This window comes from Pedobacter frigidisoli, from assembly GCF_004331675.1.
Taxonomy (GTDB): Bacteria; Bacteroidota; Bacteroidia; order Sphingobacteriales; family Sphingobacteriaceae; genus Pedobacter; species Pedobacter frigidisoli.
In genome coordinates this window covers 196,440-211,518 of the sequence record NZ_SJSN01000004.1, presented here as the reverse complement: position 1 = coordinate 211,518, position 15,079 = coordinate 196,440, and the positions used below count along the sequence as shown (strand labels likewise).

Genomic DNA, 15,079 nt, shown 5'->3' with positions numbered 1-15,079 from the left:
ATTGCTATGACACTTCAAAGGGCAACATCAAGAATTGAGGTGATAACATAACAATTTGCGTTGTCAACATAATGGAGTTGTAGGAAATTCAAAACCATATTGATGTTTTTTTGGTTAGCTATTAAAAAATCATCATGGAAAATAAACCTATTAGTAATATAGATCTTAAGGCGTTTGAGGGTAAATGGTATTCTTTATATTCTATTCCAACTTTGATGGATAAGAATTGGAAACAAACTACGGAGACTTATACCTTAAAAGACGATGATCATTTTGATGTTTTAACCACCTACCATAAGGAGGGAAACCCAGAAGAAAAATCGATTACCTCAAAATTGTTTTTTGATGAAGAGAAACCTGATGGTGATATGAAAGCTCAATTTTTATGGCCTTTTAAAATTGGCTATTGGATTATAGAATTGGCTGATGATTACAGTTACGTTGTAGTTGGGCATCCTGATGAGAAATACCTTTTTATTATGACTAGGGAGCCTAAAATGGAAGCTGATTTATTGGTTGATATTATTGAAAGATGCAGGGAAAAAGGTTATGATGTAAGTGAATTGGTAAGTCAGGAGCATTTCAGTTAACTGTTTTTAAATGCTTTTTTCTTTCGTTGATGCCTCACTAACTGAAAAAAACTAATTTGATTGGAAAGATGAGAAACTAGTTAAATTCATTTATAGGATTTAAAATCCCGACCAGCAGTAGTGATCTAATTGTTTCCTAAGGTTGATATTCAAAAGGTAATTGATCGCCTAAACGCTTTTCTGACCAAAGACCGCGAATAAGAAATGTTTGATAACCACTGTAAACACTGCCTCTTGCATCAATTATAGCCTCTTTTAAATGCAATAATAGCTGAGAACTTTTACCGGTCGCATCAATAGGTAAGAGGTTACGGTCATCTGGGTAGCTATCGATGATTACTTTACTTTCTCCTCTAACTATTTCTAAACTAGCCTTTTTTGGTCGGTAGACAATATTTAAACCGTTGAATTTGTATGAAACAAATGAGCTATCTACACGGTTAACTAAGCTGGAAAATTTGGCCGGGTTAGGATTCCTGTAAATTCTTTCATCGAATATGTTACTACTTTTTATAAGCTGGTTTGCAATAAATCCCTCTTGTAAAACGGTGTTATTATATGCTGATCTCAAAAAATGCATTAACGACCCTTGATAAGCTGCCAACCTATTTTTAGCCCATATTTTTTTCTGCTCAGGCGTTCCCTCTATCTCTTCAAAACTACTATCACCATCATATGAGGTGATGCGTGTTTTAGCATTATATTCAAAAGCTCGAAGAAGATATTTGATTCTGTAACCTAGCAGCTTATTTTCAATGATTAATAATTCATCAGCACTAACTTTTAAGATAAGATCATATGGTGGATTAATCTTTTTGCCAATAAAGTTCAGAATTTCAGAATTTAGGATTACACATTTTTTTTTGTCGATCGATTTACCTAAAAACTGTTCTTTAAATATGCTATAATACCACTTGCGATCATCATCTGAGATGATGTTTACCTCATTTAGCGTTATCGGTTTTTCTTTTAAAATAATTGCAAGGTTAATGGATTTGTCATGAATAGTAATGGCCAGCGAGGGTGTTTCAAATCCAAGCATTTTTGAAGATATGGAGTAGTTGCCGGCAGTAATTCCTATGAACGTAAATTGACCTGTTTCGCTAGTTTTAGTAACCTTTTGAGAGCCGCTGATAAATACGGTAGCGTTTTGTATAGGTTTATGCTGCTCATCTTCAACAATTCCCGAAATGGTGTATGCTTCTTGGGAAATTAGATTAGTACTTGCGAATAGCATTAAGATAAAAAGCAGCTGGAAAGCTAGAGATTTCATTTGCGTCTAATTATAATTTGTTGCTGTTTGATAAAAATAAGAAAAAGGAACACATTCTAACTATTTTCAAAGCGAGCATAGCGCATAAATGTTTTGAACTTAATGTTAAGGTTCAAAGATTTCTCAACTTCGTTCGAAATGACGGATTTATTCAGGATTAAGTTATCCAAACCCGATATTCGTGGATGCCGTTTTTTTTCTTCGGCAGAAACATTAGCGGGACCAAACCCAACCGAAGAATTACTGCTATTGCTTTCCAAATTATTTAAATGATTTCGCAAAAAGGTAGATTGTATAAGTTTTTTATAGGATCTAAAATCCTAAGATCAAGGTCGGGTTTTGTAATCCCGACCAGCGTTTATCGAGTATTATTAAACGCAGGTTGAGGGTTAAATAGTGTTAAATCAGGTCAAAACAAAAAGCTAAATCTTTTTTCCTTGGTTGCAAAATGATATAAAAATTCTTCTCCCTCCTTTATTTATGGTAGCGAATGAAGCAATTTTGTTATTCTCCAATAATATGAAACAGATAAATTTATCGCTACATTTTACGCTGTAAATAAAATCTTTTTCTGAACTTTCTACTAAAATTGTTTGTTCACTTAAAGAAATATTCTTATAGCTTTCGATTTTTAATTTACCAGTAATTAACTCAGTTCTTAATGCGTTTAATTGCATTTCGATTAATTCTATTTCTTTTGACTCTGTAATCTCACAAAGATATTTTTTTATAATTGCTTCATTTTGTATTTCCCCCTTTGCGACATCATTAATAAATGCTTGGGCAATACTTATATTGCTGTGTTGTTTTGTAGCTGTACATAGAATTGCGAACATTCCTAAAAAGAGCAATTTAATTAGTTTCATGATCGATTTGGTTAGCGGTATGTGCGTATCTCTGCTTAGCCAAGATAAATAAAATACAAGAGAATTAAAACTTACTTCTTGTATTTAGGTGTTGAGGATCTAAATTTTTAAATTAAACTTAGGTTTTTCAATATGCTGAATTGGAAATTATCTAACTTGATGAATAGGATGCTAAAATTATATTATTAATGACTAAAACGAACCTAAATCCTAAATCTGAGTGGTTATATCAAATTCTTACAGTTTTAAGTTAGCATTATTTAACCAAAAGTAAATAAACGCACATAAGTTTCGTGCCTCAATATGACAGCAAGGTTGGATGCCATTACAACAATCTCGTCCTTAAAACTTATCCTAATCTTTTGTTGATAAAATCCTGACAACATCAACCTTCAAAATCCTTATTTTTGAAGAACCGTGATATTCTGAAACGGTTAATTCTTTACCATACAATATGTACTTAATTTTTGATACTGAAACCACGGGTTTGCCACGTAATTACAATGCCCCAATTACCGATACGGATAATTGGCCGCGTTGTATTCAAATTGCATGGCAACTGCACGATGAGATGGGGCGGCTGGTTGAACATCAGGATTATTTGGTTAAGCCAGAGGGTTTTAATATTCCTTATGATGCGGAAAGAATTCACGGAATTTCTACTGATTTAGCTGCTGAACAAGGGATAACATTGGCCGAGGTTTTGGAGAAATTCAATATCGCACTGTCAAAATCGAAGTTTATAGTAGGCCAGAATGTTGGCTTTGATGTAAACATTATGGGTTGCGAATTTCATCGTTTTGGCCTTGAAAATAGAATGGCAGAAATGCCGGTTTTAGATACCTGTACAGAAATTACGGCCAGTTTGTTAAAGCTGCCAGGAGGTAGAGGCGGCAAGTTTAAATTGCCAACCTTAACCGAGTTGCACTCTTATTTATTTGGCGTTCCTTTTAATGAGGCGCACAATGCAACTGCTGATGTGGAGGCAACTACACGCTGCTTTTTGGAATTGATTAAAAAGGAAGTTTTTACAAAAGAAGAATTACTGGTTGACGTTGAATATTTTCCATGTTTTAGGGAGATAAATCCAGCATCAATTCCGAGTTTTGGCATACAGCATGTTAACTTAAAATCGGCCTCTGATGAGATTCGCAAGCGCTTGCAAAAAGCAGAGGGTGGCGGCGTTTCTAGACAAGAGCTGGCTGAAAATAAACAGGAACTTGCTGCGGCAACTTTTGTGCATTTGCACAACCATACGCAGTTTTCGGTGTTGCAAAGTACCATCAGCATTCCTGCATTAATAAAAGCAACTGCTGCACAGAAAATGCCCGCTGTCGCCATGACGGATCATGCAAATATGATGGGTGCTTTTCATTTCGTTAATGCAGTTTTAAATCATAATAAAGCTGCAGAAGCTAAAAACGCGGAAGCGATTGAAGCAGGTCAACGCCCTACCGAAGTAGTCATGACGCCAATTATTGGTGTAGAATTTTTCGTTTGTGATGATCATCTGAACAGAACAACCAAAGATAATGGCTACCAGATGGTGCTTTTGGCAAAGAACAAAAATGGCTATCATAATTTAGCTAAAATGTCTTCAATTGCCTATACAAAGGGCTTTTATTATGTTCCAAGGATTGATAGAAACGTAATTGAAACTTATAAGGATGATATTATTGTATTATCTGGAAACTTATCTGGAGAGATTTCGAACAAGCTTCTAAACATGGGCGAAAATCAGGCCGAGGAAGCTTTGATTTGGTGGAAAGAGCAATTTGGAGAAGATTTTTATGTGGAGGTGATGCGCCACAATCAGGAGGATGAGGATCGAGTAAATACATCCTTAATTGCTTTGGCTAAAAAGCACGAGGTGAAACTGGTTGCTACCAATAATACTTATTACATCAACAAAAAAGATGCAAATGCGCATGATATTTTGCTTTGTGTAAAAGATGGAGAAAAGCAGGCAACACCAATTGGCCGTGGCCGCGGCTACCGCTATGGCTTGCCTAATCAAGAATATTATTTCAAATCGGGCGATGAAATGAAAGCGCTTTTTGCTGATTTGCCCGAGGCGATTTTAAACATACAAGAGATTGTAGATAAGATTGAAATCTACAAGCTCGCCCGCGAGGTTTTATTACCGAAGTTTGATATTCCAGAACAGTTTTTAGTGGTTGAGGATGAAAGTGATGGTGGAAAACGGGGAGAAAATAAATTTTTAAGGCACCTTACTTATGAGGGCGCTAAAAAACGTTATGGCGAATTAAAGCCAGAGGTTATTGATCGGTTAGATTTTGAATTGGCAACGATTGAGAAAACGGGTTACCCCGGTTATTTCTTAATTGTACAAGATTTTATTGCAGAAGCCCGTAGAAGAGATGTTTCCGTTGGTCCTGGTCGTGGTTCTGCTGCAGGTTCTGTTGTGGCTTACTGTTTATGGATCACCAACATCGACCCCCTTAAGTATGACCTCCTTTTTGAGCGGTTCTTAAATCCAGATCGTGTTTCCATGCCGGATATCGACATCGATTTTGATGATGAGGGTCGTGGTCGCGTAATGGAATACGTAATCAATAAGTACGGTTCTAGTCAGGTAGCGCAAATCATTACTTACGGAACCATGGCGGCGAAATCTTCCATCCGTGATACGGCAAGGGTTTTAGATTTACCATTGTTCGAGGCCGATAAAATTGCCAAGCTCATTCCGAATATGAAATTGGCAAAGATCTTCACACTCGATGAAAAGAGTTTGAAAGATGCCTTACGTCCGGATGAGTACGAGCGAGTTCAGGAGCTAAAGGCGATGGGGCTTTTGAAAGATTTAAGTGCCGAAACCATTCAGCAGGCGCAGGTTTTAGAGGGCTCGTTAAGGAATACAGGAATCCACGCTTGCGGTGTAATTATTACGCCAAGTGATATTACCAATTTCGTTCCTGTGGCTACGGCCAAGGATTCTGATTTATATGTTACCCAATTTGATAACTCGGTTGTAGAAAGTGCCGGTTTGTTAAAGATGGATTTCTTGGGCTTAAAAACGCTTACGCTAATTAAGGATACGGTTAAATTGGTGAAGAAAAGGCATGGCATTAACCTCGATCCAGATACTTTCCCAATTGATGATGTATTGACTTATGAGCTTTTCCAACGTGGCGAAACCATTGGTATTTTCCAATATGAAAGTCCGGGGATGCAGAAGTACATGAAAGAGTTAAAGCCAACGGTTTTCGACGATTTAATTGCCATGAATGCCTTATACCGCCCAGGACCAATGGAGTATATTCCTAGTTTCGTAAAGCGGAAGAACGGTGAGGAAGAGATTAAGTATGATTTAGATGCTTGTGAGGAATACCTAAAGGAGACTTACGGTATTACGGTTTACCAGGAGCAGGTAATGCTTTTATCGCAAAAATTGGCTGGATTTACCAAAGGTGAGGCCGATGTTTTGCGTAAGGCGATGGGTAAAAAGCAAAAGGAAGTGCTGGATAAAATGAAACCTAAATTCGTTAAGCAGGCTGCGGAGAAAGGTCATGATGCGGTTACTTTAGAAAAAATTTGGAAAGATTGGGAGGCATTTGCATCTTATGCGTTTAACAAATCGCACTCTACCTGTTATGCGTGGATTGCTTATCAAACGGCCTATTTAAAAGCACATTATCCTGCAGAATACATGGCTGCGGTACTTTCCAATAACATGAGTGATATTAAACAGGTTGCTTTCTTTATGGAAGAATGTCGCCAGATGGGCGTTACCGTTTTGGGGCCGGATGTTAACGAATCTGATCTTAAATTCTCGGTGAACATTAGGGGTGAGGTTCGTTTCGGGATGTCGGCTGTAAAAGGTGTAGGCGAGAAAGCGGTAGAAAGCATTATCGAAGAAAGGTTAGAAAACGGGGCGTATTCGTCAGTTTACGATTTTGCAAAGCGATCTAATACCAGAATTGTAAATAAAAAAGCTTATGAAAGTTTTGTTTACAGTGGTGCTTTTGATGCTTTTGGCGGACATAGGGCTCAGTTTTTCTACATCGGTCCGAATGATAAAATGAATGGCATTGAGAAGATTATCAAGTATGCAAATGATTTTCAGAACAATGAAAATACATCGCAAGCTTCACTGTTTGGTGGTTCAAAGGCCGATTTAATTTTAGAGCCAACATTACCAGTTTCGCCAGAATGGGCATTAATGGATCGCTTGAAATATGAAAAAGATGCTATCGGGATTTTTCTTTCTGGTCACCCTTTGGATAATTATAAATTAGAGCTCGATAAGTTCTGTACGCATGGTGTGAGGCAATTGAGCATCATCAATAAAGTGAGGATGGGCGATACTAACGAAGAAGTTTTGGCGGAATTTGTAAAGCTACAAAACCGGGAGCTTTGCGTGGGTGGTTTAGTGGTTTCGGCATCGCAAAGAATTACCAAAACAGGTAAGCCATTCGGGACTTTCGTTTTTGAGGATTACGAGGACGCTTCGGAAATGGCTTTATTTGGAGAGGATTTCTTAAAATTTAAGTCGTTTTTAACTGAGGGATATTTCTTACAAATTAGGGGTAGGGTTGGAGAAAGATTTGGAAAAGCAGGCGATTGGGAGTTTAAGATCACAGCAATAAATCTAATGTCAGAATTAAGAGATAAATTGGCGAAGAGCTTAACTATCCAAGTACCCATTGAGCGGGTTAATGATGAATTGATGCGAGAGATTGAAGCAATATTAGCAGACAATAAGGCAAATTCTGAGCAACAGAACTGCCAACTTAACTTCGCTATTTTTGATAGGGAAAAAGAGATTATGCTGGATATGCCATCCAAAAATTTAAAAATAAATCCGAACAACAAGTTCTTAGAACAATTGTTGGGATTGAATGTTGTAAACTACAAGCTTAACTAAGGTTTATCGCCTTGCGAGGCACGAAGCAATCTTGGTTAAAAATGAGATTGCTTCGTGCCTCGCAATGGTGAATGAGTAGATACCCTCAAAGTAATGTCAAATTGACATTAGCGAGTAGTTGGCATTACAATTGAATACATATATTTGAACATAAAAAAAATAATTATGGCATTAGAAATCACAGATGCAAACTTCGAGGAGCTTGTATTAAAATCAGATAAACCCGTATTAGTAGATTTTTGGGCAGAATGGTGTGGCCCTTGTCGCATGGTTGGTCCAGTAGTAGAAGAAATCGCTAAAGAATATGATGGTAAAGCTATCGTTGGAAAAGTAAACGTAGATAACAATCCTCAAATTTCGATGCAATTTGGTATCCGTAACATCCCAGCTTTATTATACTTTAAAGATGGTCAAGTTGTTGATAAACAAGTTGGAGCGGTTCCAAAATCAGTTTTAGCTGAAAAATTGAACAAGCAATTAGCTTAAATAAAAGTTGAGGGTATAAGGTAAAGGGTTTAAATTAAATCCGATGCTCATACTTCACTAATAATATTACAAAAACCCGAGTTCATTTATAGGAATCGGGTTTTTTTATGCAAAAATATTTTTGTTTCTTTAATTAAATTCTAATCATGTCTATGAACCTATTCAACAATAAAACATTAGGTCTGTTATTAGCAGGCTTGGCGTTAAACTGTGCAAATGTTGCGTGTGTTTCCGCGCAAAATCCAGTGGAAACCAATAAGCCATCAGCAGATTATAAACCAGCTTTCGAGGGGCAAACTCGAATTGCCGGCGTAAAAACCAGTACTGCGCTTGATATCTCGATCTTAAATGAAAGTTTGGAAAATCCTTGGGCAATTTCTGTGCTACCAAATGGTGGTTTTTTAATTACCCAAAAGCAAGGAACAATGGTAATTCTAACTGCCGATGGAAAATCCAGCAAAAAAATTACTGGCCTGCCTAAAGTTGATGCTTCAGGGCAAGGTGGTTTATTGGATGTAACCATCGATCCTAATTTTGCTAAGAACAGAATGGTTTATTGGGCATACTCAGAACCACAAGATAAAGGTGTACTTCTTGCAATTGCAAAGGGAAAATTAGCGGCAAATGAAACATCTATTGAAAATCAAACCGTTATCTATCGTGCAACCCCATCTTATGGAGGTAAATTGCAATATGGATCTAGAATAGTATTTGATAAAAGCGGAAACTTATTTGTAAGTACAGGAGAGCGTTCTGGTGGCGACATCAGAATTCAGGCACAATATTTAAATTCATCATTAGGAAAAATTCTTCACCTTACTACTGATGGTAAAGCGGTTGCAAACGGTCCTTTCGCTGGCAAGGCAGATGCACGACCAGAAATTTATGCATTGGGCTTGCGTAATCCTGATGGTTTGGCCATTAATCCTCAAACAGGCGATTTATGGGAAGCAGAATTTGGACCTAAAGGCGGCGATGAAGTGAATTTAATTAAGCCCGGCAAAAATTATGGCTGGCCAATTATTACTTATGGAACCGAATACAGCGGAAAACAAGTAGGCGATGGTATTCAGCAAAAAGAAGGAATGGAGCAACCAGTTTATTTCTGGAATCCGAGTATTTCGCCAGGCTGCATTACATTTTATAATGGAACGAGCATACCCGAGTGGAAAGGGAACTTATTCGTTGGTGGCTTGGGTGGGTCCCACATCATCCGTTTGGTTATTAAAAACAATAAGGTTGTTGGCGAAGAAAGATTGTTAGAGGGTAAAGGTGAACGTTTCCGAGACATGGTGGAGAAAGATGGAGCGCTTTATTCTGTTACTGATAACGGCAAACTTTATAAGATTGCAAAGAAATAAAATTTTCGATTGCATATTTTTCTTGATGGTTGGTGTCTCACCGACCATTTTTTTCTAGTCTCGGCAGGTGAGGACACCAGCCGATAGATTAAATATTCTACAATTCTTCCTGTATTTTAGTTCCTAAACCAACCGTAATTCACTTCTCATTTCGTCTGGTGTGGCACCAGCCGATGGAACCGCTTATTTTAACCTCTTAGGTTTTTAAAACCTGCGAGGTTTGAGAAAGAAAATATTTACACCTTTGGATTTTACCCTAAATAGTTGCACAACCTAATCCACCTAAACCCGACAAAGTGAAAAACCCGCAATTCCGGTTTTTCACCGGAAGAGGATTTGCAACGATGGTGGGAACAGATTGTGCTAAGAACTTCTGTCTTTGCTTTCCAAAACATTTTTTAATTAAGTTAACGAGAATGCGATTATGGTCTTTTAATTCGTAAATCTTTTATTAGCTTTACTTCATGCAGGCAGTTAATTACGAAAATGAAACAAGCTTCGGTAACCTCGAATTATTGGCTCATCAAGTTGTAGAGGGTTTTATTACAGGTTTGCATAAGAGTCCGTTTCATGGTTTCTCGGTAGAATTTGCAGAGCATCGGCAGTATAATATTGGCGATAATGTAAAAAATATCGATTGGAAACTATATGCCAAAACCGATAAGCTTTACAGCAAACGTTTTGAGGAAGAAACCAATCTGAGGTGTCAATTTGTGATTGATGTCTCTTCATCGATGTACTTTCCGGAGCCAAGAAATAATAAACTTACTTTTTCTATTCAGGCAACGGCTTCCTTAATGTACTTGCTGAAAAAGCAACGGGATGCGTTTGGATTAAGTTTATTTACTGATGAAATTTTATTGAATTCTCCAGCAAAATCGACCACTGTTCACCAGAAATATTTATTTGCACAACTAGAAGAGCTACTACAAAAACCAAAAGTAAATGCACAAACCAATTTAAGTGAAGCCTTACACCAAGTTGCCGAACTGATTCACAAACGCTCTTTGGTAATTATATTTAGCGATTTGTTTAATACGCAGACCAGTCCAGAAAAAACTGATCAACTTTTCGATGCTTTGCAGCATTTGAAATTCAATAAACACGAAGTTGTAGTCTTTAATGTGGTGGATAAATCTAAAGAAGTAGATTTTGATTTCGAGAATCGGCCATATCAATTTATCGATATGGAAACTGGCGATACTATTAAAGTTCATACAAACCAAGTTAAAGAGAATTACAAGGCCGCAGTTTCCTCTTACCGGCAAGAGATTGCGCTTAAATGTGCTCAATATAAAATTGATTTAATTGACGCCGACATGAATGATGGATTTTATCCGATTCTGCAGTCCTACTTAATTAAAAGACAAAAGTTAGGTTAGTCTTTAATTTCCCCACGAAAAACAACATGCACCCTAAGCTGTTACAATAAAGAAAGTTTTAAATTTTAAACGCTATAATATGTTAGAAAAAGGCGCCACAGCACCAGATTTTGAATTAAATGCTACCCCCGATCAAAAAATAAAACTTAAGGATTTTAAGGGTAAGAATGTAATATTGGCTTTTTATCCAGCAGATTGGAGCCCTGTTTGCAGCGATCAAATGGCTCTGTACAATGAAATGTTGAAATATTTTAGCAAATACGACGCACAGATTTTCGGAATTTCTGTAGATAGTGTTTGGTGCCATTTGGCATTTGAACAAGATCGCAAATTACATTTTCCGCTTCTAGCCGATTTTGAACCGAAAGGCAAAGTTTCAAAAGCTTATGGCGTGTACGATGAAGAAGTGGGGGAAAGTAAGCGGGCATTATTTGTAATTGATAAAGAGGGAAAAATAGCTTGGAGTTATCTATCACCCACAGCTGTAAATCCTGGGGCAGATGGAATTTTAGATGCATTGGAAGAATTGACAAAGAAATAATTATTATGAGCACATTAAAACCAGAAGTAAGTAGCCACGATCATATTCAGGGCGCAGCATCGGCAGCGATAACAATTGTAGAGTTTGGCGATTATCAATGCCCGTACTGTGGCGATGCCTATCCAATAGTAAAGGAAATTCAAGATGCGTTTGGCGATCAAATTAGATTGGCCTTTCGTAATTTTCCGTTACAAGAATCCCATGAATTTGCTTACGGAGCTGCTGTTGCGGCAGAAGCTGCGGCTTTACAGGATAAGTTTTGGGAAATGCATGATGCGCTTTATGAAAATCAGTACCGAATTAACGCTGATCTATTTGAAGAGCTGGCAGAAACTATTGGTTTGGATTTGGAACGGTTTCAGCAAGATGTTGAAGCAGCTAATGTTAAACAAAAAGTTGAAGCTGACTTTGAAAGTGGTGTTCGAAGTGGCGTAAATGGTACACCATCTTTTTACGTAAATGGAACTAAATTCGACGGTAATGCTTCTGATTTGTACCAAATGCTTAAAGAAAGTACATCATAATTAACCTGAGAATGGCGTCATTTGTGCACATGAACAGGCACAATTGTCGTCAATAATCTTAAATTTCTTTAAAAAGTATTGGTAAAATCCAATTCGATCTAGCATCGGTGCAGTATCTTCTCCTTTACCACACTCTAACTTCCCGTTGATAATATTGATGGTTAGTCCAAAACCTGAAGTATATCCATTCTGCTTATCAGCTGATGTTTGATTCCAATTTCCAGTCATTACCTGATGGGCTGATGGCTTCGATCCTTGTGGCGTCATCCAAAAGAAAATAGCAGTTTCGAATGCTAAAACCGGATTTATGCTGATTAAACTAGGATTATTTAAAAGTGTATTCTTGTCGCCGAAAATACAATCAGATGTAAACCCATAGTTGCCATTGTAGCTTAATTGCAAAGGACCACGACCATAATATTTCTTTCCCGCAACTGCTGGATAAATAATATTTTCGGTAAAGTAAGCGGCATTAGTATCAATTTCATTAATCAACATTAATCCATCATTAAATTGATTATTGATGCCATTTCGGGTTTCATGGGCGATGTGAGCAAAGAAAGCCGCAAGCTCTTTCTTGTTGATATTGGATTCTTTGTTAGTACAAAAATCGCCATAATCTACGTCAATACTACTGTAAGGCTTTGCTTTTGCCCAAACTTCATTCCAATCCTTATCTTGGCGAACTAATGTCGTTTTGTTTGCCCGTTTATCTGTTCGGGTAATTTTATAAATCCAATCTCCACGTTTTTCAACCTTAATTTTTATAAAGGAAATCTCCGAAAAGGCTTTTGTAAATGCAGTATAAGTATAGAACTTGTTTCGTAGCGGAAAGCAATTATTAAAATCCTTTTCAGAAATAATTTCTTTTTGAATGGCTTGAACTTTTACCAAGCCAAAGGAAAAAAACAACAACAAAATGGCAAATGATTTATACAACACTTTCATAATTAACGCTAAATATCAAGATACAAAAAACCTCATGTATTTTGCAATACATGAGGTATCAGATAAGGGTAACCGGAAAACTAAAAAACTAATTATGAGTTTTTAGAATTTAACAAAACGGAAATCGCTTCTTGTGTTTTGTTAATTCAAAGGTGCATTTCAATTATGAAGTTTTAGTGAAGAAAAACTCATTTCCTAAATAATTCCTTTCAACGTCTTTTCTAAGTCAGATTCTGATTTTTTCAATTTGTAACCTAAAACAATATCGTCAATTCCTGTATTTATATGATGTCATCGTCGTGCTGATGTTGATTTGTTAAAAATACTTTTATGGGTAAAAACGTTGCTGAACAATTAGTAGAGATGCTAGTTGAAGTTGGTGTAAAAAGAGTTTATGCCGTTACTGGAGATAGTTTAAACTATTTCAATGATGCCGTTAGGAGAAATGGTAAAATTAAATGGATTCATGTTCGCAATGAGGAAGTTGGTGCATTTGCTGCTGCTGCCGAAGCTGAATTGGATGGAATTGCGTGTTGTGCGGGAAGCTGTGGACCTGGACACGTTCATTTAATTAACGGACTTTATGATGCCCATCGATCTCATGTTCCTGTAATTGCCATTGCCTCCACCATCCCAACGGGAGAATTTGGAATGGAATTTTTTCAGGAAACCAATACCATAAAATTGTTTGATGATTGTAGCTATTATAATCAGGTAGCCACAACAGCCGAACAAGCGCCAAGAATGTTCCAGACTGCAATTCAACATGCCATTCATAAAAAAGGTGTTTCTGTTTTTGGTTTGCCCGGCGATGTTGCCCAAATGGATGCCGTTGAAAGTGTAACTTCCATGCAGTTGTTTAATAATAAGCCAGTTATTCGCCCATCGGATAATGAATTAAAAGATTTATCGAATTTCTTAAATTCAGAAAAGAAGATCATGTTGTATTGTGGTATTGGCGCTGCCGATGCACATGATGAAGTGGTGGCTTTAGCGGCAAAATTAAAGGCTCCAGTTGGGTTTTCTTTCCGTGGGAAAATGGGCATTCAATATGATAATCATTACGAGGTTGGTATGACGGGTTTGCTTGGGCAGCCATCTGGTTACCATGCCATGCATGAAGCTGATGTGGTATTGCTTCTGGGAACGGATTTTCCTTATGTAAACTTCATGCCTGTTAAAAATAAAATTATCCAAATTGATGAAAAACCAGAACGATTAGGCAGAAGAGCTAAACTTACGATGGGTTTGTGCGGAGATATTAGTGATACCATAAAAGCCTTATTGCCATTTTTAGAGGAAAAGAACGATGATGGCTTCTTGAAATCGCAGCTTGAATTTTATCAGAAAGTGAAAGAAAGTCAGCAAGTATATGTAAAAGACCAAGGTGAGGAAAATAAAATACAACCAGAGTTTGTAGCTGAAACTATTAATCGCTTAGCGGCTAATGATGCCATTTTTACTGTGGATACAGGGATGTGTTGCGTTTGGGGCGCCCGATTTATAGATGGTACTGGCGAACGCAAAATGTTAGGCTCTTTTAATCATGGTTCTATGGCCAATGCAATGCCAATGGCAATTGGAGCATCGTTAGCTCACCCAGAAAAACAAGTTATTGCCTTATGTGGTGATGGAGGTTTGTCGATGCTTTTGGGCGATTTAGCAACGATTAAACAATATAATTTACCAATTAAACTGATCGTTTTTAATAACAGGGCTTTGGGTATGGTAAAATTAGAAATGGAAGTTGATGGTTTGCCTGACAATGAAACGGATATGATTAATCCTGATTTTGCATTGGTTGCACAAGCTATGGGTTTCAAGGGTTTAACAGCTTCTAAACCTGAAGAGGTTGAAAATGCAATTGCCAATGCTTTTGCAGAAAATGGACCAGTTTTGTTAAATATTATGACTAACCCAAATGCATTAGCAATGCCACCAAAAATAGAGTGGGCTCAAATAAAAGGTATGACAGAATCGATCGCTAAATTAATGTTAGGCGGAAAAATGACAGAGGTTTTGGATACGATAAAATCGAATTATAAACATTTGGGGGAGGTTTTGTAAAGTCTTTCTACCCGCCCAACATTTACCACCCCTTCACCCCTCCTAAAATAGGAGGGGAATTGTAAGTGCTTGGGGGAAATATCATGTATAATTTTTGGTAAGTGGTTTTAAACAAGTCGTTTAAATCATGCTTTAACAATTTCAATATGCAAT

General features: G+C 37.2%; 11 protein-coding genes. 8 read left to right on the top strand and 3 right to left on the bottom strand.

Going from position 1 to position 15,079, the window contains the following annotated elements; all coding sequences use genetic code 11:
- The first annotated feature begins 134 nt into the window (after positions 1–134).
- Positions 135–590 (top strand): lipocalin family protein, encoded by a 456-nt coding sequence (locus EZ449_RS06530; protein ID WP_131557165.1) that lies wholly within the window; start codon positions 135–137, stop codon positions 588–590.
- 136 nt (positions 591–726) lie between these two features.
- On the opposite strand, the gene EZ449_RS06525 is transcribed toward EZ449_RS06530, so the two are convergent.
- Together EZ449_RS06525 and EZ449_RS06520 are read right to left on the bottom strand one after the other, a co-directional pair.
- Positions 727–1,863: a carboxypeptidase-like regulatory domain-containing protein gene (locus tag EZ449_RS06525; RefSeq protein WP_131557164.1), complete on the bottom strand. Its 1,137-nt coding sequence runs from the start codon at positions 1,861–1,863 to the stop codon at positions 727–729.
- A 422-nt stretch (positions 1,864–2,285) separates the two neighbouring features.
- Positions 2,286–2,729 (bottom strand): hypothetical protein, encoded by a 444-nt coding sequence (locus EZ449_RS06520; protein ID WP_131557163.1) that lies wholly within the window; start codon positions 2,727–2,729, stop codon positions 2,286–2,288.
- A gap of 454 nt (positions 2,730–3,183) precedes the next feature.
- On the opposite strand from EZ449_RS06520, the gene dnaE reads away from it, so the two are divergent.
- From dnaE to EZ449_RS06490, 6 genes are all read left to right on the top strand, one after another.
- A complete protein-coding gene (gene dnaE / locus EZ449_RS06515; RefSeq protein ID WP_131557162.1) occupies positions 3,184–7,617 on the top strand; it encodes a DNA polymerase III subunit alpha in 4,434 nt (1,477 codons plus the stop codon).
- A 165-nt stretch (positions 7,618–7,782) separates the two neighbouring features.
- Positions 7,783–8,103, top strand: coding sequence for a thioredoxin (trxA, locus tag EZ449_RS06510; protein WP_109923776.1), 321 nt, complete (start codon positions 7,783–7,785; stop codon positions 8,101–8,103).
- 146 nt (positions 8,104–8,249) lie between these two features.
- Positions 8,250–9,464, top strand: coding sequence for a PQQ-dependent sugar dehydrogenase (locus tag EZ449_RS06505; protein WP_225872246.1), 1,215 nt, complete (start codon positions 8,250–8,252; stop codon positions 9,462–9,464).
- 464 nt (positions 9,465–9,928) lie between these two features.
- Complete coding sequence (locus EZ449_RS06500; RefSeq protein WP_131557161.1) at positions 9,929–10,846, top strand: DUF58 domain-containing protein; 918 nt, start codon at positions 9,929–9,931, stop codon at positions 10,844–10,846.
- Positions 10,847–10,925: 79 nt separating this feature from the next.
- Positions 10,926–11,387, top strand: coding sequence for a redoxin domain-containing protein (locus EZ449_RS06495; RefSeq protein WP_131557160.1), 462 nt, complete (start codon positions 10,926–10,928; stop codon positions 11,385–11,387).
- Between the two features lie 5 nt (positions 11,388–11,392).
- Entirely contained in the window at positions 11,393–11,911 is a 519-nt protein-coding gene (locus tag EZ449_RS06490; RefSeq protein ID WP_131557159.1) for a DsbA family protein, read from the top strand.
- Here the strand turns inward: EZ449_RS06490 and EZ449_RS06485 are convergent, their stop codons facing one another.
- The gene (locus EZ449_RS06485; protein ID WP_131557158.1) at positions 11,912–12,859 is read right to left on the bottom strand and encodes a chitinase; all 948 of its coding nucleotides are present in this window, start codon (positions 12,857–12,859) and stop codon (positions 11,912–11,914) included.
- A gap of 330 nt (positions 12,860–13,189) precedes the next feature.
- Here EZ449_RS06485 and EZ449_RS06480 point away from each other — a divergent pair, with 330 nt between their 5' ends.
- Positions 13,190–14,926 (top strand): thiamine pyrophosphate-dependent enzyme, encoded by a 1,737-nt coding sequence (locus tag EZ449_RS06480; RefSeq protein ID WP_131557157.1) that lies wholly within the window; start codon positions 13,190–13,192, stop codon positions 14,924–14,926.
- Positions 14,927–15,079 lie beyond the last annotated feature (153 nt).

Bases quoted from the DNA above. Each gene is read 5' to 3' on its own strand.
- EZ449_RS06530 (WP_131557165.1), top strand. From the start codon at position 135: ATGGAAAATAAACCTATTAGTAATATAGATCTTAAGGCGTTTGAGGGT.
- EZ449_RS06525 (WP_131557164.1), bottom strand. From the start codon at position 1,863: ATGAAATCTCTAGCTTTCCAGCTGCTTTTTATCTTAATGCTATTCGCA.
- EZ449_RS06520 (WP_131557163.1), bottom strand. From the start codon at position 2,729: ATGAAACTAATTAAATTGCTCTTTTTAGGAATGTTCGCAATTCTATGT.
- dnaE (WP_131557162.1), top strand. From the start codon at position 3,184: ATGTACTTAATTTTTGATACTGAAACCACGGGTTTGCCACGTAATTAC.
- trxA (WP_109923776.1), top strand. From the start codon at position 7,783: ATGGCATTAGAAATCACAGATGCAAACTTCGAGGAGCTTGTATTAAAA.
- EZ449_RS06505 (WP_225872246.1), top strand. From the start codon at position 8,250: ATGTCTATGAACCTATTCAACAATAAAACATTAGGTCTGTTATTAGCA.
- EZ449_RS06500 (WP_131557161.1), top strand. From the start codon at position 9,929: ATGCAGGCAGTTAATTACGAAAATGAAACAAGCTTCGGTAACCTCGAA.
- EZ449_RS06495 (WP_131557160.1), top strand. From the start codon at position 10,926: ATGTTAGAAAAAGGCGCCACAGCACCAGATTTTGAATTAAATGCTACC.
- EZ449_RS06490 (WP_131557159.1), top strand. From the start codon at position 11,393: ATGAGCACATTAAAACCAGAAGTAAGTAGCCACGATCATATTCAGGGC.
- EZ449_RS06485 (WP_131557158.1), bottom strand. From the start codon at position 12,859: ATGAAAGTGTTGTATAAATCATTTGCCATTTTGTTGTTGTTTTTTTCC.
- EZ449_RS06480 (WP_131557157.1), top strand. From the start codon at position 13,190: ATGGGTAAAAACGTTGCTGAACAATTAGTAGAGATGCTAGTTGAAGTT.